We start from the raw sequence: 19,270 nt of genomic DNA on the forward strand, positions 1-19,270 counted from the left end.
ACCCGCGCTGCCCGTCGATGGGTTGGCCCAAGCAAGCGCAGTTGCTCCTACGGCACTGTGACCCACCGTATCTGCGATCACCGCTTGATCGGTCAAAGGCGACTGGTGCGGGATTGCTGACTGGGCGAGGGGCGTCTCAAGCGGCTCGATATGCGAGCATGCCGCCAAAGCCACGATACTGATTGCCGAGATGGAGTGCTTCAGATTCATCGGTCGGATAATGAGGTTTGCTTGTCGTGTTTCAAGTTACTAATGGTTCACAATGTTGCGAGGTCTGAAGAAGGGGGCGCGGTCGCTTTGAGACGGCGCGAACGTGTTCTCCAAAGGGGTCAAGAGACCTTCAATGAGAACGGCCGGACAATGATCTCTACGCGTTTTCAGCCGTTCGTTCCGATCGCCGCAATAAAGCGGGTGGGTTCCCGGTCCGGCTGAAGCCGGAAGACTGGAAGAGTGGTGACATCGTTTGGCTGCTCGACGTGATCGCGCCAACGCGCGAACTGGCAACGATGGTGCTAACGAATTTCCACCAGGTTGCGAAGCAAGACAACATCAAGATCCATCCGATGGTCGCGCACCTCGTCGATCCTGAGGTTCTTGCGAAGCTCTCCAAAATCGCCCAAGCGTCGACCCATGGCGAGCAACACGCGAATACCCTGAACTGACACCCGCAGGGCGTCAGTGTCTCCGATCCTTTTGGGCGTTGGACAGGCATGTCGATACAGTGTGGCTGTTGCGCCTAACGAGGAGCGGAGTAGTATTCAGTCCTGACGCCTAGCTTAGGATGTCGTGCTGAAAGCAGATGGTTCGATCTGATCGAGAAGTAACTGCAACAATATAATTTCTTCTTCGAATTTGAGCGGAAATATGGGCAACTCCAAGATTGTACTTCCCACACCAAATGAAATCAATGAAGCCTTTTCATATATAAAGCAGAATGCACCAGAACTGATTGAAAATTACAGAATCGCAGCCCTGCAGCTTTCTAAGGCGCCCAAAGATTACGGCTTAAGTGACGAAGACAGAGCAGCTAGCATAATTGTGCCTGATGATTACATAAATCTGCGAAATTTCATAAACGATGCGTACAAGGGAAGATCTCATATGTATTTGTTGTTCCTATATATGGGAATACGCAAAATTATTATTTCATCCGAGGCGTAGAGATGGCCGACTTTATCGTGGATGCAGCTAATTTTTATACGCTCGCTCAGATGAACGGTACCTCCGGCCTGCAGCTACTTCAAGCGTTGATAGATGCAGGACATAAGATCGTTATCACTGATGCCGTGGAAGCTGAGATAGCTTTTCCTTAAACCGCATAGCGAGAAGAATTTGCCACTGGGTGAAAGCGGAATGCCGTCTTCGTCTGCCCGGAGCTTGTCGCTCAGCTCGAATATCGGGCTTGGGCGCATGACGGCAAGCTGCGGCATGCTTCTTATAAGGGGCTGCGCGAAGCCGCTGATCAACTGGCGATTTATGAGTTGGACGACATACGCTAAGGTCCAACACTGGCCAGCCTCGTCGGTCGGCAAACAGCCACCCCCTCAGTCTTTGCTAGTAACTTCGACTTGATCCCTTCTATTCGGCCTTTCGATTCTCTTGGCCAGCAAAACCGTCGACGAGATCCCACCGCTCAGCATCTTTAGAAAAAGTATATTGAAAAATGTGAGGGAATACGCATTTCCGACAACTGTTGTCGAAGCGCCTGCACCGTAGATCGGCAAAGGAATGAGAAAAATTAAAGAAACGAAGGTGAGCACATATACCAAGTCCGTTTAACAAAGTTTTTTAGATGGGCAACTATAATCGCTCGGCTCAATTGTGAGGAAATGATATAAATCGAAAACAATAGTGTCTTCACGACCGTAAAGGTGATCAGAGAAAACGAAAGACATGTGTAAAGGATTCTGGATGGTTTTCCGCCAGCCATGGCAGTTCATAGTGGTTGCGAGGCGATGCAATCCAGTACGACTCCTCTAGTCAGTCAAAGAAACAAAGCGGCACGACGCCGGAAGGTATGACGAATGGCAGTGATAGGAAAAGTGCCTGTGCCCAGCGCGACGGTCTTATTCTCCTAAGTACCAAGAGTGATATGCTGATGTTGTTCTTTATTCTTTTTGTTTTGCCGTACATCGTCGGTTTCGTCGCGCTCGCTTTCTGGCGACAGGGGTGGACGCTTATGGCGGCAACTGTCGCAATGATTATTGTCTATTTGTTTTCCAGAGGATCAGGGGATGGCCCAGGCGCGTTCGCGGCGGATGCCTTTCCAGTTGTCCTCGCGGTTGGAATTGCAACCGGGTTAGTAACCAGCGTCATCGCCATGATGTCGAACTACCGACCCGGCTACATCGTAGCGGCAATGCTCCCTCTCGGATACATCGCCGGGTATATGGTAATTAGGTAACTCGGAAGCCCTCTGGACTATCCGAGCATGCTTAAACACACCGTGAGCGGTCATTGTGCCAGCCTCAGTTTCACTTAGACTAACTCCATTGATCGGTTCGCAATCGAGGTAATGATGACTTGCATGGAAGGTCCAAGCTTGCGGCTACGGCCCGCTTAGCCTGATGATGCCGCAGCCCGATTTTCGCTGGGAAACAACCCCGACGTTGTGAGGATGTTCGGCGTGAGCCATTTCGACACGAAACCTATGACAATGTATGCGGCGGAAGCGTGGGCTCACGGCCACGCGACCAACCCTTACGCTTGGATCATTGAAGTTGCGGGACAGTTGAAGCGCGATGACTTCCGTGGACACTTGACATGACAATCCTCGTTCGGTTGCTGAGGATCGCGCTGGTCACAATCCTATGCATCATATGCATCGTCGCCTTCGCGGCGTTGTTCGAGTTTCTGAACGCCATCCCGACACATCTTTCTCTCTCCAATCATCCTCAGGGAGGCCTCGCAAATCCGAGAGGTTCGCTGTTTTTCGATGCGCTCGTATGGGGAGTGGTATTCCGTGCGCCGGGCTATCTCTTCAATGGCACGATCCCGTTGTTGATCGTTCTGGCGGTGACAGAGTGGAAATCGGCGCAGAGTTGGAGATGGTATCTCACCATCTGGAGCATCGCCGGCCGCAAGCTGCTGAATTATGCCGCCTATGTCGTCCTGGCATATCTCGGTTACGAACTATCAGGCTATCTCTATTATGGCGGCAAGCTGCTCTGGGTCAGTTCTGGTCCCGAGCCTGATCCCGGAACGCCTCCATTTCATGTCAGGTTCGAACAAGAAATGACCGCGTTCAAGAAGGTCGCCATGATGGATTTTCCTGATCCAGCTTCCTGTCTCAAGAAGGCAGAAACGGATGACCTGTCGACAGATCGCCTAAAAGAAATGGACTGGGATCGGATCGATAACGCGGACGAAGCGGAGGTCTGTGTGTTCAGACTGCTGGGTTCCTACGAGAATTTATCCTACGCAACCGACTGGTTCGAAGCGCAAGGCTTTGACGTGCCCCCGAACTTCAGTAGCGCTCGCCCTTACATAGAGTCGGACGGCACGCAGCGGGTTACCGGCGGGTATTCGATCCGAAAGAACGGGCCCAAATTTCCGACTAAGGGCGTCATTCGGCGGGCCTTTAGATCGATACCATATGGCATGTCCGTTGATGCGACGTGGTCGAAGGACGGTAAGCAGTTGCTGTGGGTGCAGACGGGCTTCAGCACTCTGTGAGGAGGAGCCGCGATGTTAATTGAGACCTGGTTACAGGGAAAAGAAAGAAATGGACAGTTTGCTTTTCTTCCTTGGAGACATCCTGAGCGAGTGGCTAACGGGCAATTCATCGAAATCGGCGTTTATGCGCTGGGTGGAGCGCATAGTTGTCTTTTTCGCAATCGTGCTCATCACCCTCGCGCTGTTTTACATGTACCGCACTTGACGCCGGGCATTGGCGTTTGGGGCCTCAGCGGTGAGCCACATATGGATTCGCAACGGACCTGAACAGGAAACATTAATGCCAAGATTTTATGCAATCATTTTTCTTGTGGCGCTTTGGGCTGTCTCCGCTGAGAGATCATCCGCAGCCATGTGGCTGGTTAGGGGGCCAGCCAATACTAGCATGGCAGCCGACCCCGCCTGTAAAGGTCGCGACATCGAGCGCACCGCGCCTGACGACAGCCATCTGTGGATTGACTGTTGGATTGGCGAAAAGCATGTCACGCTTTTGATCTCTTCGGTCGCACCTTTCGTTGCAAAGGACTTCACCTTCAAAAACGCAGTCCCCATGTTTGAGAAGATTACCGCCGGAACAGAATGGTCGGCCTTCAAGGACAAGGTTAAGTTCATAGGCGGTACGTTTTTCGCAGGTTTCGAGCCTTTCGCTCAAATGAGATTGATTGGCAGGCTGTGTGACGTCGGGGAGCAATGCCCGAACCCACGGGAACGAATCGTTGCCCTCAAGATGCTGGGAACTTCCAGGGTGACGGTTTCGCTGATTGTGATGGGAGACGTCGAGCAAAAAGACTACATTGTGCATGGGAAGCGCGTTGCAACTTACCGGTATTTCCCAGACCCCATTGCTACCATGGTTGACACATTTAACTTTGCGACGATACAAAACGCGCCATACTAGATGGATGCCCGTCTTCGAACACAGAAATCTCGCCTCGCTTTGCAACCACGGCAGCCGTGATGTCTATCGTGTCAGGACGATAGCGGGGGCTTCAATCGCACCCGAAAATTCCTCTGCATGATACAGAGATCGAGCCTTTCCCTTGTATCTGGTCTCCGATCAGCCTTGGTGGTGGATACGAAGGGTCTAAACCGTGTTTCAAGAATGCCTGCATCCATAAGACGCTGCTTCTGAACGGGTCGGGATCGAGCTTCTCCGGATAATGATGAGACATCTCGAACTCGTAGTAGGTCGGGCGGCAAGCGGGCTTGTTCCGAGCTTTGCCATCTGGGCCGATTGGGCATCAGGCATTCTTCGAAGCGTCAGGAACCCACGCGACTCCTTGCTGGAAGCACGAGATGGCTTCGAACTGAGGTTCCACAAGAACGCGCCCGTCGGGTCCATCCAGCCCCCAAGCGCCGTCGGCGCAAAGAGAGCATCCTGTTTTCAAACTGAAAGAACGGCGAGCAGCATTCCCAGTTAGACTACGATAGGATGGACTTGCGGCACACGGTGCAAAATCATATGGCTTTTTGCGTCTCGGAGATGCGGTAATGCGAACCTTCAGAATCATTGGCGGCATAACATTATCGGCATTGGTCGCCATTGCAGTATTGTTAATTTGGTCGGGATTAGCAGCCAACGATATGATCTCAAAGTGCCATGACAATTCAGCAGGCGAATACATCCCAGAACTGAATGCGCGAAAAGCTTACTGTGGAGAGCTCGGCGCAAATACAAGTGACCCTCTGCCGCGCGGTTACTAGCAAAGTCCCCTTATACGTGCTTCGGCAGCCAAGAGAACCTGAGCCATGTCCGAGAGCCGCATCGGCAGCCTTGCAACCGCACCTCGCACGGCAAGCGCAAGCTATGAAGGCCAGATCAAGCCGAACGCTTTGCAGGTACGGTTGAACTAAGGTTGGCCAAACCTCTTTCGTTGACGCAGTTCGGCGTCAACCACGTGCGGCTTGAACCGGGGACGGGTCATCACTCCGACACTGGCATGCAGTTGAGGGCGAATTTATCTACGTGCTCGAAGGCACCCTGACATTGCTCGATGACGATGGACCTCACGAAGTGACGCCTGGAATGTTCGCGGCCTTTCCGGCAGGTGAGGGGAACGGCCATCACATCCAGAACCGCTCTGATCGGCCGGGCATGTTCCTGATTGTTGGCTCACGCCGACCGGGTGATGAAACGATCCATTACCCCGACGAGGACGTCGGGCCGATCCAGAAATAGGGGGTATTTGTATTGCGCACGGACCGATCTCAGGTCGCGGAAGTCCTCGACGTTAAGTTTCGTTTTTGCGGCCGGTCACTCTGACATAATAGCCGTCGGGATCGACAAGGCGAAAGTCGCGCAGCCCCCAAGGCTGCAGAGCAAGATCGGAGAGCGGCCAGCCGCTCACCTTTGCCGCGCGATAGGCATCCTCGACGTCAGCGACCTTCAAGACGATTTCGATGCCGAGGCCAGCTCTCTGGCCGGTATCGATCCGTAGCGGATGATCGGTCGAAAGGACGCTACGCGAATTGATTGCGATCACCGCGTCACCGCTTTGCAACATCGTGTATTCGGTGCTTGGCGAGCCCTGGACTTCAAAGCCCAGAACCCGCCGATAGAAATCAAGCGATTTTTCAGGGCTCTCGACAAATAGCTCCAAACTCAGTTGCAACTGGTGCCTCCTTTTTTGCTCAGACTGAATGTTGTTTGCCAGAAAGGGGCAAACTAGCCTGACGCTCGCGGACTTCATTTAGGCAGGTACTTGTTCAGCAATGCTCGACGCTGCTAGACCCGCGCTATCAGTCCATAGCCGGTAGGTGCCAATCGCTCGGTCACATTAAGAACGGTCCATATTGCCGCCGATTCTGCCCAGGCGGCAATATCGGCATTCCCTCGTGTTTTTCCTGATACCGCCAGCGCGGTCTGTCGCGCGATAGCGTAGGTGGCGATTGCGGCGGCCGAGCACTGCTTTGATCCATATCCCTTGGCAAACACGAATAGCCGTCGAATTTGTTCGTCGCCCGTATAGTCCGGATTGCCGAGATCGAGCCAGGCGAAGGCTGAGTAACCCAAATCCCAGAGGCGAAGACCGGGTACGATAGTGTCGAAGTCAATGATGCCCGTGGGCAAGCCGTCGATGAACACGGCGTTGGGCGGTCCCCAATCATTGTGGCAAATCACTTCAGTCCCACTGTCTACGTCCTGGACTAGGCTTGCTGTCGCATCGTGAAAGCGCCGCAACAATGCCGCAGCCGCCGAGAGCTGACCATCATGGAAGTGGCCTGATTCCCGGGGCACCCTACCAGGTGACCTTGCCCCGTTGAAAATCCATTTTGAAGTAAGCTCTGGCCCATTGAGAGGACCAGAGAATGAAGCGCAATCGTTTCACAGACGAACAGATCATCGGCATATTGAAGGAGCACGAGGCAGGCACGCCGGTCTCGGAGCTTTGGACGGCCGGACAACGATCTCGGCGCGTTTTTCAACCGTTCGTTACGATTACCGCGATGAACTAGTCTCCGTTGCTCGCCCAGGCGACACCCAGTAATCTCGCCGTCTCATCGATCGGCAGTGGCACCCAGCGATTTCATGGCAATTCTCTTCAAAACAACAATCAGCGAAAACACCGCATTCGAGATGATCGAGCGGTCACTGTCAGGCGTTTACCAATATGACGGTTACCTCAATGTCGCGAGCGATGCGGGCGAGACGGCATTGTCTTGGGGTCCGGCAATGCATGCCGAAGAGTTCAAGGCAGAGGTCAGTCAAATCCTACGGCAGACTTGGGATGCTGCCCGCTTCTGGGTCATCTATGAGCGCCGCGAAGACCGGAAGGATCCGGTAGGGACTGACATCCGCAACGCGGCTTTCCGCCTAACGCGCGGATACAGCGGCGTTATCGTTGTCACGCTAAGCCTCCTTGGGAAGCGCGACAGCGCCAATGACCTGGAGCTCATCTTCGTCTGCTTCGAGCAGGATTTTCACAGAAGGAATTTTCGCGTGCGCTACGAGGGGAAGCCGTTACCAAACCAGGATTGACGCCGAGCCGAGATCTCGCGACGGCAGGGAACAAAACATACACCACAAGAAGATGGGACAAGTTATGGTTGCGGTAGGATTTCCAATAAAATTATACGAGTTAATTCGAGCCGCCGATGAATCTGTACCGGGCACCTGCACGACAGTGTAGCTCTCGCCGCAAGCGTCGCGGGGAGGGGGTCGGAAACAAGCCTTCGCTGCCGACGTCGGGTAGCGTCATCTTCTGGTCGCGCAGCATCGCCGCCGTCATAGGGATCACCGGGGTTCCCGCCGTTTCGCTTATGCGTCCCAGTGCCCTCGACTTGACTCGTTGATGCTCGCGGGCGAAGATGGAGTTATGAAGACCCGAGAGATATACTCCTGCTCTTGCATCCGGATCTGCTCTATCGCGGAGCACTAGACCCGGACCGGGTTCTGTCGCTCCCGCGTCTTGGGTTCAATCTATATAGCTCCTGCTTTTGTACGCGACGAGTTTGCGAAACCGCAACTGTGCTGGAACATTCAGCGATCTGCGGTCGCGAAGAACGTAGCCATGCGGTCGGCAAAGCCTGCCGCCGACGTGCCGGACGGCATCAAGCGACCGACGCGTCTCAGATCACGGGAATAGAAACATGTTCAATCCTTCACTGGATGTGTCGGGCGATGCAGTCGTCAACCAGATACCAAGTCATATTGTTTTCGCCACCGACTTCACGGCGCGATGTGATCGCGCGCAGGATCGCGCGGTGCAGCTTGCCATCGAATGGAGTGCCAGTCTCACAGCTGTTCACGCAATCGACGATGCCGGCATAGCTGCCAACGCCTCGATCCGCCATGCTCATCAGATCGCTGCGCGCCGAAAAGCCAAGCGCCTGCGCGAGGATCTGGCAGGGATCGAGGGTCTTCGTTCGTCCGTTCTCGTCAAAAGCGGAAGACCGGCAACAGTGGTTCAGGCACTGGCCACGCGAGAGCGGGCTGATCTGATCGTCACCGGCCTGGCAAGAAGCATGATACTGGGCGTACTGCCGATGGGCAGCACCGTCATGGCTCTGGCGCGGTCATCAATTGTTCCGGTGCTCGTGGTGAAGAAGAAGCTCCTCGACACAAGGTCACGAATGTTGGTGGCCACCGACCTAACGGCGTCCTCTAGCACCGCTTTGCAGGTTGCCCTGAATTGGTTCCCCAATGGCCGGTATGGACTTTTTCACGTAATCGATCCGCCTTACCGGATGTGGGCGGAGGATAAGGCGGCTTACCTACGCCAAGTTGAACAGTTCGCGATCGATGAATGCGCGCGGTTCGCCGTCGAGGCCGCTGGCGCGGCCGCGCCGAACAGGTTCGATATCACTGTGAGAGATGGTGACGTGGTGGACGCCCTGCGCCCAGTGGTAGACCAGGGGGACCTCGACCTTGTCATTGTTGGGACCCATGGCCGCACAGACGTGATGAATTTCCTCCTGGGCAGCGTGTCATCTCGAATTGTGAATGAGATCGAGAGTGATGTGCTGGTGGTTCCTCCCAGTTTTTAGTGGGCTCCGCTCTGGAATGCCGACGTTGGGCTGAGCTGAATAGCGATGAGTTTGCTGAGTTCATCCTGGAGACGTGACCTTGCCCCGTTGAAATAATCCATTTTGAAGTAAGCTCTGGCCCTTGAGAGGACCAGAGGATGAAGCGCAATCGTTTCACAGACGAACAGATCATCGGCATATTGAAGGAGCACGAGGCAGGCACGCCGGTCTCGGAGCTTTGCCGCAAGCATGGCGTCAGCGATGCCAGCATCTATAAATGGAAGGCCAAGTAGGGCGGCATGGAGGTGTCCGAGGCCAAGCGGCTGAAGACGCTTGAGGACGAGAACACGAAGCTGAAGCGGCTTCTGGCGGATGCGATGCTCGACAATGCTGCCTTGAAAGACCTTTTGGGAAAGAAGTGGTGACGCCCGCGGCCAAGCGGAAAGCTGTTGCGAAAGCGACAGGACAGCTCAATGAATCAGTTCCGCGGCATGTTCATCACCGGTGCGTCGCTGGCCGCCGAGGGAGAAGTGACAAGGACGTCATCCTCAGGTCCGGTCATGGCGGGCGGTTCATCGGTCTCAGAAGCATCGTCGTCGCCGAACGTCGCGATCTGAACCATCAAGGCCTTCGCCCGACGCACGGCACCGTCGCCGTCGACGCTGCCGTCGGTGGCCATGCGAACGGAGACCGCTTCATTACCTTCCCCGGTGAATTCAACGGTGATCGTGCCTTCGTGAACATTGCCTACTCGAGTGTCTAAGATCTGCATTCTATGTCTCCTGTTCGAAAACGTTGAAATGCACAGATGCCGAGCGGGTTCCCGTCCAGTTCATCATAACTGGCGCGGGTTCAGGTATAGGGCTGGCAACTGCACGGCTACTCGCGTCGCGCGGACATGACCTCGCTCTGTTCGACCAAGACCTCGAAGCCTTGAAGTCGATAGCGACAACTCTCGTGGACGGTGAACGCGTGCTTTGCATAGGTGGCGACGTCTCGTCCGAAGCTGACATGGGCCGCGCAGCCGAGGATATCGCTACGCGGTTTGGCCGGCTGGATGCGGTCGTGGCCAACGCCGGCATTAACGGCGTGTGGGCGCCTGTCGACGATCTGACGCCTGACGAGTGGGATACCACTATCCGGGTCAACCTGCGCGGCACGTACCTGGCGCTCAACAAGACTGTTCCTCTCCTCAAGGCGAACGGCGGCGGGGCGATCGTCGTTGTGTCGTCCATCAATGGTGTCAGGACGTTCACCAATCCCGGTGCGACAGCCTACAGCGCCACCAAGGCCGCTCAGGTCGCGATGACCGAGCAGCTTGCGTTAGAACTTGGACGTCACCGCGGTTATCGAACTCTCCCGCGCTAACCGGAGAGGACGATCTTCACGCGGTTCGTGCCGCCGCCGAACCCGGCGGCGGCACGTGGAACGTGGAGGGCCTACTATGAGAAGTGGTGGATGATGACGGGCGAGCACCTGCACTCGGAGCTTGTCGACCTCCTGCCCGAATTGCGCAGTCTCGTTCCGCCCGCGCGCGTCTTCGACAAATCGGCATACTCGCCCTGGGTGGACGGAAGGCTGGACGGCCAGCTTCAAAGCGAGCGCGTCCGAACGCTGGTTGTGACCGGCGGTGAAACCGATGTCTGCGTAAGCGCCGCGATCTAGGGAGCCATCGACCTGGGCTACCAAGTCATCCTGCTGAAAGACGCCGTCTTCAGCGGCACCGACGAGACTCGCGACGCATCCAAGAAACTGCTGGGAGAGCGGTTCTCCGTCCAGCTAGAAATCATGGAGACGGCTGCTTTTTTGTTTCAGGTCCGCTAGATGAGACCTCTTTCCCGGACCTAAGTCCCTGGTGCGGAACTCCTTTACGCTTGACCACGTTTTCCTGAGCAGGGAGCACAGGAGATACCATGTCGAAGTTCTTTTCAAAATTCGCCACTGCCATCGCAGATCTCTCCGGCAAGCCTGGCACCTTCGTGCTGGCGGCCGCGCTCGTCCTTGCCTGGGCGGTCTCAGGCCCTTTCTTCGGCTATTCCGAGACCTGGCAGCTCGTCATCAACACCTCGACGACGATCATTACCTTCCTGATGGTGTTCGTCCTTCAGAATTCGCAGAACAGAGACGGCAAAGCGCTACAGGCCAAGCTGGACGAACTGATCCTGACGTCGCAGGCTCAAAACAAGTTTGTAGGCATCGAAAGGCTCGACGAGGAGTCCTTGCGCGAGATGAGCAGGACGCTTGCCGAAAAGGCGGAATGCGTCGAGGACGTCGCGGACGAAAAGGCGCAGCGCAACAAGGCGTCTGCCTGACGCGCCTGGCGTTCGCAATTGCTGGGATTGACGTCGTATGAGGCATCGCGTGATCCGTGATGACGACGTCCGGCAACGGACCTAGCTCGAGTACCTCGTCGAAGTCTTTGTGCTTGGAGACACATGTAGTGGATCGATGCGCCCAAACAACCGGAGACAAGCGCCTGCATTTGCGCCACTAATCGGTCTCCGCGACCCTCGGGATCCGATCTCGCCCGCATAATCATCGACCGCTACCCCGGAATTCCGCTGATCCTGGCGACAGGCTACGGCGATCTTCCAAGCGATGAGGAATCGACGCTGCCGAGGCTCGCCAAACCGTTCGGACAGGCACAGTCGCAAAGGGCGCTCGCTGCCGCCGTCGCCGAAAGCTAGATACCGAAAGGCCGGGAACTGGTCCCGGCCTTGGCGCGTGGTGCCAGTACATCCGTGGTCACCGACGCTCATGACAGTTGGATTGTCAACTCGCGAAGAATTCAGCCCGCCTTCGGCTTCAGCGTGTCGAGATGATCGATATGCTCCTTGATCTGACCGCGGGCCAGCTTGGTGACGCTGAGGTGCTCTCTGTCCTGACTAACTTTCAAGTATCCTCCTGGATCGTCAGCAGCTTCTTGTGTCCGTCGAGCTGCGCGGTAAGGTAGCGGCGTCGAACTCCCGGCCGGAAGCGTTCTTCAACTCGTCGAGAGACGCCTTGCCTTCGGCGTCGAGCATCTTCTCGAGTTCGACGGTGGCTTCAATGTACCTTCGGCCTTGCCGCCCATCTCCATGGACTTCAGGATGTCGGCAATCGTCTCCTGCTCGGCAATCTCCCACTTCGCGACGGTGCGACGGCTGCGATCTTCAGCATGTTACGGCGGTTCATCGGATTCTCCCTGCTTGACGCGGTTGCTGATGCACCGATTAACCTCCACGTCCGCGGTTCGTTCCGGCCGCACCTTGGGAGCGCACCATGCTCGCTTCAAGGCCGTCCAGAGGCCGGCAGGGCAAACGCCAGGAGTGAGGGCGGACACCAGGCAGAAATAGGAAGGCGAGGCGGGACCGACGCGGCCAGAAGCGGGTTCAGTCATGGCAGCTTCCGACCGGCTCCGAGAATATCGGGTCGATATTGCTTCAGTCGGATGAGGACGCAGGCCAGAGCGAGGAGCGCCGCCATGCCGATAGCGGTTGCCGCTACATATGTTCCAGACTGGACGAGTCCCGCGAATAGGAACAGCAGCCCTGCGATAGCGCCGATAACGGAGAGTCTTGATAGCATGGGAACCTCCCGTTGACATTCCATGGGAACGTCGGAGAGACGAGAGGGTTTCCGTACGGCGCCGGACGAAGAGGATCGGAACGTCCTTGCGGTCGCGGGAAGCAGGATAGTCCGGGTATCGTGTGTAACTTTACCGGCGCGCGCGACTGGGAGACGCTCTGCTCTTGCCACATCCTTGGGGGGCATCGTCATCCTTCAGTCCGAAATTCGAGATGATCTTCTCGCTTCTCTTTCCGTCGATGCCTGGGCGCTGGTTCCACCTCCAGCCGATCGATCTACCTCGGGACTTTCAGATCGGTCACAAGGACAGCGCGATCGCCTATGACTACTTCCCGTAGGCCGGCGTCGCCTCAATGGTGGCGGTGTCCTCGGCGAACGAGCGGAAGTCGGCCTTGTCGGCCGTGAGGGCGTCACCCCCTTGGCAACGATGGCCGACGCCAGCCGGCAGCCCTTCGAGTTCATGATGCAGGTTTCGGGTCACGGCCATCGTATCGGCCGGGACGCTCTCCGGCGCTTGGTTGAAGAAAGCCGGTCATCGAGAGAGACGCTCGAGTCCTTCACCGCGCGTCTCTTCACGCAGACCGCATATACGGCGCTGTCAAATGCAGTGCACCACGTCGATGCGCGACTCGCTCGGTGGATCTTGTTGATCGACGACCGTGTCGATGGCAACCACATCGACGTCACGCATGAGTTTCTGGCTGTCATGATAGCGTCCCGTCGCTCGGGCGTCACGGACGCGCTGCATGTACTCGAGGGAAAGCGCTTGATATACTCCAACCGGAGTTTGGTGACAGTCCGCGACAGGGCAGCGCTCGAAGAATTTGCGGGACCCGCATACGGACCGGCGGAGCGAGGCCTCGTCCATGAGCTCGCCTCATAGGAACGGGTCGGAATTGATCCGCCGTTGCTGTTGTCAACCCCCGACGCTGTCGAACGGTCGTCTTCGAAGAAGGCCAGGTCGACGCTTTGGCACACCATGCGCGACTGCATGATCGCGGCAAGCGCGTCTAGGAAAGCTTCACTGCGTGCTCAAGTTCGAAATCAAGTTCGAGTCTTTACCCAATGCTGATCGGGGGTTTTCTACCTATGTTGGACAAAGCCGGCGAGGCATGCGAGACCATGGCGAACTTTACGAATTAGACGCAAATCGGCTCCCGGTGCTCGACAAGCTCGAGGACGTCGGCAAGCCTGGAAGCTTCAGAAGAATTCGCCAAGTCGCTCTGATAGGCGGCGGCGTTCCCATTTCTGCGATCGGCTATTTGCAAGCGAGGAGTGGCTGAAACCGCTCCATTTCGAGGTAATGCTTGGTTTCGTGATTAGGCATTTTTGCGATACGCGGGTCCGGCGTCGCGGCCCGACACAACCGAGCGCGTCTCACGCGAGAGCGTGGTCAATACGTGCGAGGTGGTTTTGAGGAACCTCCGCGCCAGGTTCCTCCGCAGCCGCGAGTTCCGCCAGAGTGAGGCCAGTTGCTACAGCAAGGTCTTCCAGACTGTAGCCTTTGGCGAGCCGCGCCTCGCGGCGATGAGATGCCGCGGTCTTGGGAGTGGAGATCTGCTCCATGTCTCGTCGTTTCCGTTGTAAATGGTCTTCAGTTTTCAGAGGCGACACGTAGCTGTCGGAGGCGTTCGTTCTTCTCCTCGCGTCGTCTGCGTTCCTCTTCAGCGGCTTCGGCCGCGGCCTTGTTTGTTCGCTCGAATGCTTCCGCGCGTTCCTGCACGGTCAGAGTGCGTCTGATCCTGCTTACCATTGGAATGTTCCTTGAGGGTTTTCCGATATATGGGTGGATTGCCAAGCCGCTTCAACACCTTGAGCGAAGTGTCTGGTAGCGTACCGCCCTTGAGCGGGCGCTTGCGAAGGGCGCGATCGGCACCCATCTATGTCGGGCCACCCCATAATCGCGAAGCTCCGCAGATGTCCGCCGGCGTCCGCGTCGATGCTCGCGCGTCGGGGTGAGAGGGCGGCTCCCCTTCTTCGGGTGAGCCCCCTCGGTCCATTTCAGCAATCCACGGAAAACCATGGCCTCTCACGATCACCTCGTCATATTCTTGCACGGCATCGGGGCGTCTGGCGCTCAGCTCATGCCATTAGCGTCATCATGGCGACCAAAGCTTCCGAACACCCGCTTCGTCGCTCCAGACGCCCCGATGCATCATCGATATGGGCACCAGTGGTTTTCGACCGAGGGAAACCCTCTCGATGCAGCACGTATCCGAACCGCGCGCGAGGCCTTCGACGTTCTCATAAGCGACGTCGTCCGCAGGGAAGGTTTTGCCGAGGCTCATGACAGGGTTGCCTTCGTCGGCGTCTCGCAAGGTGCCATCGTCGCGCTCGACGCGGTTGCCTCCGGCCGCTGGCATGCCGGCGCGCTCGTCGCGTTCTCAGGTCTCCTTCCGCCGCAGCCGATTTCGCCCGTGAGCAACAGCACGCCGATCCTGCTCGTTCATGGAGAGAACGATACGACCATACCGCCTATCGCTTCGAGGCTCGCCGCCGCGCAGCTCGGAACGGCCGGCTTCAAGGTCGAGCTGGACGTCGAGCGCGGAACGGGACACACGATCTCCAGCGCTGGCGCACAGAAAGCGCTGTCTTTCTTGAAGAAGAACCTTCCTTGAGCGAACCGCATCCCAACTTGACCGTTTTCCTTTGATGACCGACGAGCAACGCCAGCAATCTGGAGCAGACGAACCGTTACAGGAAACGGTGGCCTTCGCGTTCGACCGGATGACCGTCGCCAGGTTCCGGGAAGTCTTCCCGAACGCGCGGTGGAGCGACACACTCCAGGCATGGACGGTGCCCGGCAAGACGGCGCGCCGCCGCATCGATCGCTGGCTGGCCTCGGAAGATGCTCGGCACTCGCCCTTCGAAGAAGAAAGGGGGCGCGACGCCTATCAGTTCGAACCGATCCTCAGTTCATACCTTCAGGTCTACGACCGCGGCTTCCGAATCAAGACGCCGTTCTCCCGGACGGTCGTTGACGAGCTCCGTCAGATACCTTTCGCTCGCTGGAACGGCGACGACAAGGTTTGGGAAATTCCGTTCGCATCGTACGACGATCTTCAGCACCGGTGGGAGGCGATCGAAGAGGCGGCCAGGAGGGCAGAGCCCGAGGAGCGGCGCAAGCGTGCCGAAGCGCGTAAGGGCACCGAAGAGGAGGCGAAGGCACGGCGTCGCACTCAGGAGCGAAAGAAGCGTCGGTTGCCGGTGTCGAGCGACGACCTTCCTCCCATCAGCAGGCCCGTCGCGACCTCGGCATTCGGAATCGTTGTCATCACCGAAGTGACGGGCGAGATCGTCGATCCGGAAGAAGTCGTTGAACACCACCCCGATGCGAGCGATGAACACGTGTGGGCCGAATGGCGCGCCGCCACGCTCGAGGAACTGGTGCACACCTGGCCGCTACGAGATCCACCGGGAGAATATGAGAAGATCCGTGGCTGGTGGCAGCCGACGCTAGACGAACTGCGGGATGCCAGAAGAACAGCGAAATGCCGCGAGCGACGAAAGTCCGTTTCCCTGAGACCTGGCGAGGAAGCGTCCACAGGTCCTGAGTGACGTATCTTTCCCGGGCCTTTCGGGAAGCGACCTTCGAGGTCCGCCGGCCGCTTCCCGACTCCGAGCGTCCCGTCGCCTGGCGCTCAAGGAGTTCGTCACGATACGCCTTAACAGCACATCACGGTATCGGGGTGATGAAACTCGTAAGAAGAGTTGCAGTACGGCCGCACCCAAAGTTCGTTGGGGGCGGTTAGGCTGTGGGCGGGCTGTGGATATCCTGTGTGCAAAGAAAGATGAATGAACCCGTCGTTCCGGCTCCGTTCATGACGCGCTTGCTCGACCACTCCGACTCGGACGGCATTCTCCTCAACCAATCTCCGGCCTCCGCCGCAAACGTCGCCGGGATGGTTCGGGCGCTCCCCATCGGGTCGAGCGCCCCTTTTTTTAACCGCTTCCTGGTGACACGCTCTCGTCGCACTTGTCGGGCAACGCTCCGGCGCCGGGCGTCTTGCTCTCGTCCTGCAAGTGCTCCTTGTCATGAGGACCCGCAGCCGGTTGATCCTGACCGTCGACTGCTTTCTTGCCGGTCTCCTCGATCGCCTGCTGGGCTTTCGTGTCCTTGTCCATCTCGCTCTCCTTGCCGTGATTAGAGAAAACCCGCCGCGCCAGAGAGAGTTCCTGTCGACAAGCAACAGCGCGCGTATCGACGCTTAAATGAACGCAGATCGGCGCCTTGACGCCCGCCGGTTCGGGGAGGTGGGGACGTTCCCGCCGGACGCCGCTTCAGTCACGCGGTCGGCGGTTGAAGGCTCGCGCTTCAACCATTCTTGACGAATATCCCGATGTCGTTCATCGGGATGTTCTTGCCGTCGTCCACTAGAACAGCGCCACGATGCTGGATGCCATGGTCCCGGTCAGAGCCACAATGGCCGCATGAACCGGCAGGATCGTCCCGGCCGGCACATTCTTGAAGATGACCGGACCCATATCCCGGCGCGGCGCAATGGCTACGTCGCCCGGCGTACCGATGTAGAGGGCGCGCGCACCGACAATGGCAGTATCGTTCGGCGTCACCACTGCGGCCCGCGATGCCGGAGCAATCGAAGGGTCCATCATTTTTGTCCTTCTAAAATTCAGATGCGCAGCAACAAACAGTGCATTTGGTCGTTCAGTGCGGATGGGGCTAACCTGGGGAGGACAAGATGAGACTTGTGCCGTTCCACTACGCGGGCACTAAGGATCCGATTATCTTTATCAATCCGGAGCATGTGGTCGCCATCAGGGCGTTCGCCAGCAGCACCCACATCTATGTGAGCGTGCTGGGGAAAGATGCCTCGCCGAGCTTTTATCCCGTTAGGGAGTCGATCGATGAAGTCGTTAAGCAGCTAACCGGCTAGCATGCCGAACGGCCGGAACTTCTATACTGCGGCTATGTTGTAGTCGCATGAGCAACACAGATAAAAAAGCCACGCACGGCATGATCAAATTCGTGCTGACTATCTTCGTTGTCGCGATGATCATAGCGGTGGCGTACATGGCTTTCTTTACGCCTGGGCAAGTCGAGCCAGGACCGCCGAGATCACCAGCCGAAAGTGAGGGCGGCCAATAAGCGCAACGAACGATGGCTTTAGGTATTGGTATAGGCGTCGGTCTAGGTGTGGTTCTCGGAACAACTTTATTCGCACTAGCCCGATCGGCGTTGCGATGGGAATAGCTGTTGGTGCGGCGTGCGGGTGGGCAGCTTCCAGGCAGATGAGATAGCGGGGCATCTTCTCCGCCGACCGTTTACCATCCGTCAACATACCGTGTATCAGTGGTTGATATCGACTCGACTTCTAGTCGAGCGCGTGCTTCACTAAAGGTGTAACTGGGTGGGGAACTCAGCCGATGAAAATGTTAAAAATCGCTCTCGCGGCGACCGCAATCGCTTTGTCTTCAGTCAGCGCTTTTGCGCATGGCGGCGGCCTCGATAAGAACGGGTGCCATACCAACCACAAGACAGGTGACTATCACTGCCACTGAAATCACCTTTAATCCGGCGTGGGGAACGCAATGGGAAATTTCCTGGGGTTTCTGCTCCTGATCGGCATTATGGCCGGCTGGCTGAATCATCTTTACGTCTGTTTTACCGAACAGATGTGGGGATTCCTAATAGCCGGGGCCATCTTCTTCCCAGTGGGCGTGGTCCACGGTTGGGGCCTGTGGATCGGATTTTGGTGAGGTTGAGCAGCTGCGTGTCCGGCTTGCGCCACGACTGTAGATAATCTATACCCGCTTCGTTGTAACGGCGCAAGTAGCGTCAGGCGTTCTTCCGCCTCTCCCCGGTTTTCATAGCCCCAGTTGCGGGCCATTTCATCGAGCCCATCCTTTAGATAATCTGCAAGCGTTGTGCGTTCCCGATGCGACTTTGCAAGCTCGCCGATCGCATAGCCTTGGCCGGCGACCTTGCTCATGATGTCATAGGCTTTGATGCCGAGGATTTCCCGGCAGCGCTTCAGCTCCTAGCCGGCGCGGATCTGCTGTTCCGTCAGCGGCTCGCGCGAGCCGCCGCCGTCGACCGGCTCGCGGCTGTAGTCGAACGATCCCGTCCCTGCCCCGCCCATGGCCTCATAAAGCGACCTGAAGCGTGTCGCTGCGGCAAGCTGCGCCTCGTTGATGTCAATCGGCGTCCAAAAATTCGTCCGCACCTCCCTTATCGGCATCCAATTTTCCGGAACACATCGTTGATCTGCTTCCTTGCAGCGAGTGTGACGACAGCGCTCTCGCGGATGTTCATCTGCGCCTGGATCTTGACCGGGTTTGCTTCGATACCTTGGTGAGCCTTGGAATAGAAGGGATTGTCTATGGTAACCTTTTCGACCTTGATTTTGGGCTTCCATTCCAGTCCGCTCGTCTGCTTCTTGCGCTTTTCAGACATCTTTGTCCCTCGTATCAATTTCAAGATTCCCCGCCGATGGATCTCTGGCGGCATTGCTGGTGGTCGGCCTGCGCTGCTTTCCAGAGCGGGGCAAGCCACGACCTACACCACCTTCTCCAACCGGAGGGCAGCCTTCACGACCCAGGA

General features: G+C 57.0%; 28 protein-coding genes and 5 pseudogenes. 24 read left to right on the forward strand and 9 right to left on the reverse strand.

Annotated features, from left to right (window positions below; all coding sequences use genetic code 11):
- Positions 1 to 428: 428 nt before the first annotated feature.
- The 9 genes and pseudogenes from AC2444_RS31750 (at position 429) to AC2444_RS31790 (ending at position 5,854) form a co-directional block, all read left to right on the forward strand.
- Positions 429 to 662 (forward strand): hypothetical protein, encoded by a 234-nt coding sequence (locus tag AC2444_RS31750; RefSeq protein ID WP_260687292.1) that lies wholly within the window; start codon positions 429 to 431, stop codon positions 660 to 662.
- A gap of 202 nt (positions 663 to 864) precedes the next feature.
- Entirely contained in the window at positions 865 to 1,161 is a 297-nt protein-coding gene (locus AC2444_RS31755) for a hypothetical protein (RefSeq protein ID WP_128449974.1), read from the forward strand.
- A 2-nt stretch (positions 1,162 to 1,163) separates the two neighbouring features.
- A complete protein-coding gene (locus tag AC2444_RS31760; protein WP_164902794.1) occupies positions 1,164 to 1,313 on the forward strand; it encodes a hypothetical protein in 150 nt (49 codons plus the stop codon).
- A 33-nt stretch (positions 1,314 to 1,346) separates the two neighbouring features.
- Positions 1,347 to 1,499, forward strand: a pseudogene (locus AC2444_RS31765) (ATP dependent DNA ligase); the annotation flags it as partial.
- A gap of 593 nt (positions 1,500 to 2,092) precedes the next feature.
- The gene (locus AC2444_RS31770) at positions 2,093 to 2,404 is read left to right on the forward strand and encodes a hypothetical protein (protein ID WP_128450090.1); all 312 of its coding nucleotides are present in this window, start codon (positions 2,093 to 2,095) and stop codon (positions 2,402 to 2,404) included.
- A 359-nt stretch (positions 2,405 to 2,763) separates the two neighbouring features.
- Complete coding sequence (locus AC2444_RS31775; RefSeq protein ID WP_128449975.1) at positions 2,764 to 3,675, forward strand: hypothetical protein; 912 nt, start codon at positions 2,764 to 2,766, stop codon at positions 3,673 to 3,675.
- A 49-nt stretch (positions 3,676 to 3,724) separates the two neighbouring features.
- Entirely contained in the window at positions 3,725 to 3,880 is a 156-nt protein-coding gene (locus AC2444_RS31780; RefSeq protein ID WP_164902795.1) for a hypothetical protein, read from the forward strand.
- Between the two features lie 75 nt (positions 3,881 to 3,955).
- On the forward strand, positions 3,956 to 4,573 hold the full coding sequence (locus tag AC2444_RS31785; protein ID WP_128449976.1) for a hypothetical protein: 618 nt from the start codon (positions 3,956 to 3,958) through the stop codon (positions 4,571 to 4,573).
- Between the two features lie 1,068 nt (positions 4,574 to 5,641).
- Positions 5,642 to 5,854, forward strand: coding sequence for a cupin domain-containing protein (locus AC2444_RS31790; protein ID WP_245461281.1), 213 nt, complete (start codon positions 5,642 to 5,644; stop codon positions 5,852 to 5,854).
- A 52-nt stretch (positions 5,855 to 5,906) separates the two neighbouring features.
- Here the strand turns inward: AC2444_RS31790 and AC2444_RS31795 are convergent, their stop codons facing one another.
- Both AC2444_RS31795 and AC2444_RS31800 read right to left on the reverse strand, forming a co-directional pair.
- Positions 5,907 to 6,287 (reverse strand): VOC family protein, encoded by a 381-nt coding sequence (locus tag AC2444_RS31795; RefSeq protein WP_128449977.1) that lies wholly within the window; start codon positions 6,285 to 6,287, stop codon positions 5,907 to 5,909.
- A 113-nt stretch (positions 6,288 to 6,400) separates the two neighbouring features.
- Positions 6,401 to 6,913 carry a phosphotransferase gene (locus AC2444_RS31800; protein WP_164902796.1) on the reverse strand — a complete coding sequence of 171 codons (513 nt, stop codon included), beginning with the start codon at positions 6,911 to 6,913 and terminating at the stop codon, positions 6,401 to 6,403.
- A 71-nt stretch (positions 6,914 to 6,984) separates the two neighbouring features.
- Here AC2444_RS31800 and AC2444_RS31805 point away from each other — a divergent pair.
- From AC2444_RS31805 to AC2444_RS31820, 4 genes and pseudogenes are all read left to right on the forward strand, one after another.
- Positions 6,985 to 7,065: pseudogene (locus AC2444_RS31805) on the forward strand (transposase); the annotation flags it as partial.
- 139 nt (positions 7,066 to 7,204) lie between these two features.
- Complete coding sequence (locus AC2444_RS31810) at positions 7,205 to 7,654, forward strand: hypothetical protein (protein ID WP_003553728.1); 450 nt, start codon at positions 7,205 to 7,207, stop codon at positions 7,652 to 7,654.
- Between the two features lie 611 nt (positions 7,655 to 8,265).
- Positions 8,266 to 9,162, forward strand: a complete 897-nt coding sequence (locus AC2444_RS31815; RefSeq protein WP_128449979.1) for a universal stress protein — start codon at positions 8,266 to 8,268, stop codon at positions 9,160 to 9,162.
- Positions 9,163 to 9,299: 137 nt separating this feature from the next.
- Positions 9,300 to 9,595: pseudogene (locus AC2444_RS31820) on the forward strand (transposase); the annotation flags it as partial.
- Positions 9,596 to 9,619: 24 nt separating this feature from the next.
- Here AC2444_RS31820 and AC2444_RS31825 read toward each other — a convergent pair.
- Positions 9,620 to 9,913, reverse strand: coding sequence for a hypothetical protein (locus tag AC2444_RS31825; RefSeq protein WP_012763472.1), 294 nt, complete (start codon positions 9,911 to 9,913; stop codon positions 9,620 to 9,622).
- A 62-nt stretch (positions 9,914 to 9,975) separates the two neighbouring features.
- On the opposite strand from AC2444_RS31825, the pseudogene AC2444_RS31830 reads away from it, so the two are divergent.
- The 4 genes and pseudogenes from AC2444_RS31830 to AC2444_RS31845 all read left to right on the forward strand — a co-directional run.
- Positions 9,976 to 10,482: pseudogene (locus AC2444_RS31830) on the forward strand (SDR family oxidoreductase); the annotation flags it as partial.
- A 27-nt stretch (positions 10,483 to 10,509) separates the two neighbouring features.
- Positions 10,510 to 10,965: pseudogene (locus tag AC2444_RS31835) on the forward strand (cysteine hydrolase family protein); the annotation flags it as partial.
- An 89-nt stretch (positions 10,966 to 11,054) separates the two neighbouring features.
- Entirely contained in the window at positions 11,055 to 11,453 is a 399-nt protein-coding gene (locus AC2444_RS31840; RefSeq protein WP_128449981.1) for a low affinity iron permease family protein, read from the forward strand.
- Between the two features lie 1,467 nt (positions 11,454 to 12,920).
- Complete coding sequence (locus tag AC2444_RS31845; RefSeq protein WP_432431631.1) at positions 12,921 to 13,046, forward strand: hypothetical protein; 126 nt, start codon at positions 12,921 to 12,923, stop codon at positions 13,044 to 13,046.
- On the opposite strand, the gene AC2444_RS31850 is transcribed toward AC2444_RS31845, so the two are convergent.
- A complete protein-coding gene (locus AC2444_RS31850) occupies positions 13,034 to 13,195 on the reverse strand; it encodes a hypothetical protein (RefSeq protein ID WP_164902793.1) in 162 nt (53 codons plus the stop codon). The two genes, AC2444_RS31845 and AC2444_RS31850, sit on opposite strands and share 13 nt — an antisense overlap.
- Between AC2444_RS31850 and AC2444_RS31855 the strand changes: the two genes are divergently transcribed.
- Entirely contained in the window at positions 13,172 to 13,591 is a 420-nt protein-coding gene (locus AC2444_RS31855; RefSeq protein ID WP_409566181.1) for a Crp/Fnr family transcriptional regulator, read from the forward strand. The two genes, AC2444_RS31850 and AC2444_RS31855, sit on opposite strands and share 24 nt — an antisense overlap.
- Before the next feature lie 145 nt (positions 13,592 to 13,736).
- Positions 13,737 to 13,991 carry a gamma-glutamylcyclotransferase gene (locus AC2444_RS31860; protein ID WP_128407349.1) on the forward strand — a complete coding sequence of 85 codons (255 nt, stop codon included), beginning with the start codon at positions 13,737 to 13,739 and terminating at the stop codon, positions 13,989 to 13,991.
- Between the two features lie 94 nt (positions 13,992 to 14,085).
- Here AC2444_RS31860 and AC2444_RS31865 read toward each other — a convergent pair whose 3' ends face one another.
- Complete coding sequence (locus AC2444_RS31865) at positions 14,086 to 14,274, reverse strand: helix-turn-helix domain-containing protein (RefSeq protein WP_128449983.1); 189 nt, start codon at positions 14,272 to 14,274, stop codon at positions 14,086 to 14,088.
- 455 nt (positions 14,275 to 14,729) lie between these two features.
- Between AC2444_RS31865 and AC2444_RS31870 the strand changes: the two genes are divergently transcribed.
- Positions 14,730 to 15,326 carry an alpha/beta hydrolase gene (locus AC2444_RS31870; RefSeq protein ID WP_128449984.1) on the forward strand — a complete coding sequence of 199 codons (597 nt, stop codon included), beginning with the start codon at positions 14,730 to 14,732 and terminating at the stop codon, positions 15,324 to 15,326.
- A 34-nt stretch (positions 15,327 to 15,360) separates the two neighbouring features.
- On the forward strand, positions 15,361 to 16,266 hold the full coding sequence (locus AC2444_RS31875) for a hypothetical protein (RefSeq protein WP_128449985.1): 906 nt from the start codon (positions 15,361 to 15,363) through the stop codon (positions 16,264 to 16,266).
- Between the two features lie 384 nt (positions 16,267 to 16,650).
- Here the strand turns inward: AC2444_RS31875 and AC2444_RS31880 are convergent, their stop codons facing one another.
- Together AC2444_RS31880 and AC2444_RS31885 are read right to left on the reverse strand one after the other, a co-directional pair.
- The gene (locus tag AC2444_RS31880; RefSeq protein WP_128449986.1) at positions 16,651 to 16,833 is read right to left on the reverse strand and encodes a hypothetical protein; all 183 of its coding nucleotides are present in this window, start codon (positions 16,831 to 16,833) and stop codon (positions 16,651 to 16,653) included.
- Between the two features lie 249 nt (positions 16,834 to 17,082).
- Positions 17,083 to 17,319, reverse strand: coding sequence for a spike base protein, RCAP_Rcc01079 family (locus AC2444_RS31885; RefSeq protein ID WP_128450091.1), 237 nt, complete (start codon positions 17,317 to 17,319; stop codon positions 17,083 to 17,085).
- Between the two features lie 89 nt (positions 17,320 to 17,408).
- Here AC2444_RS31885 and AC2444_RS31890 point away from each other — a divergent pair, with 89 nt between their 5' ends.
- From AC2444_RS31890 to AC2444_RS31900, 3 genes are all read left to right on the forward strand, one after another.
- Positions 17,409 to 17,603 (forward strand): hypothetical protein, encoded by a 195-nt coding sequence (locus AC2444_RS31890; protein ID WP_128449987.1) that lies wholly within the window; start codon positions 17,409 to 17,411, stop codon positions 17,601 to 17,603.
- A 496-nt stretch (positions 17,604 to 18,099) separates the two neighbouring features.
- Complete coding sequence (locus tag AC2444_RS31895) at positions 18,100 to 18,228, forward strand: YHYH domain-containing protein (protein WP_348630197.1); 129 nt, start codon at positions 18,100 to 18,102, stop codon at positions 18,226 to 18,228.
- Between the two features lie 30 nt (positions 18,229 to 18,258).
- A complete protein-coding gene (locus AC2444_RS31900) occupies positions 18,259 to 18,426 on the forward strand; it encodes a hypothetical protein (RefSeq protein WP_164902797.1) in 168 nt (55 codons plus the stop codon).
- Between the two features lie 281 nt (positions 18,427 to 18,707).
- On the opposite strand, the gene AC2444_RS31905 is transcribed toward AC2444_RS31900, so the two are convergent.
- Both AC2444_RS31905 and AC2444_RS31910 read right to left on the reverse strand, forming a co-directional pair.
- A complete protein-coding gene (locus AC2444_RS31905) occupies positions 18,708 to 18,908 on the reverse strand; it encodes a hypothetical protein (RefSeq protein WP_206615942.1) in 201 nt (66 codons plus the stop codon).
- A complete protein-coding gene (locus tag AC2444_RS31910) occupies positions 18,899 to 19,123 on the reverse strand; it encodes a hypothetical protein (RefSeq protein ID WP_206615943.1) in 225 nt (74 codons plus the stop codon). The genes AC2444_RS31905 and AC2444_RS31910 overlap by 10 nt, the downstream gene beginning before the upstream one ends.
- Positions 19,124 to 19,270 lie beyond the last annotated feature (147 nt).

Source organism: Rhizobium sp. WSM1328 (genome assembly GCF_057653715.1).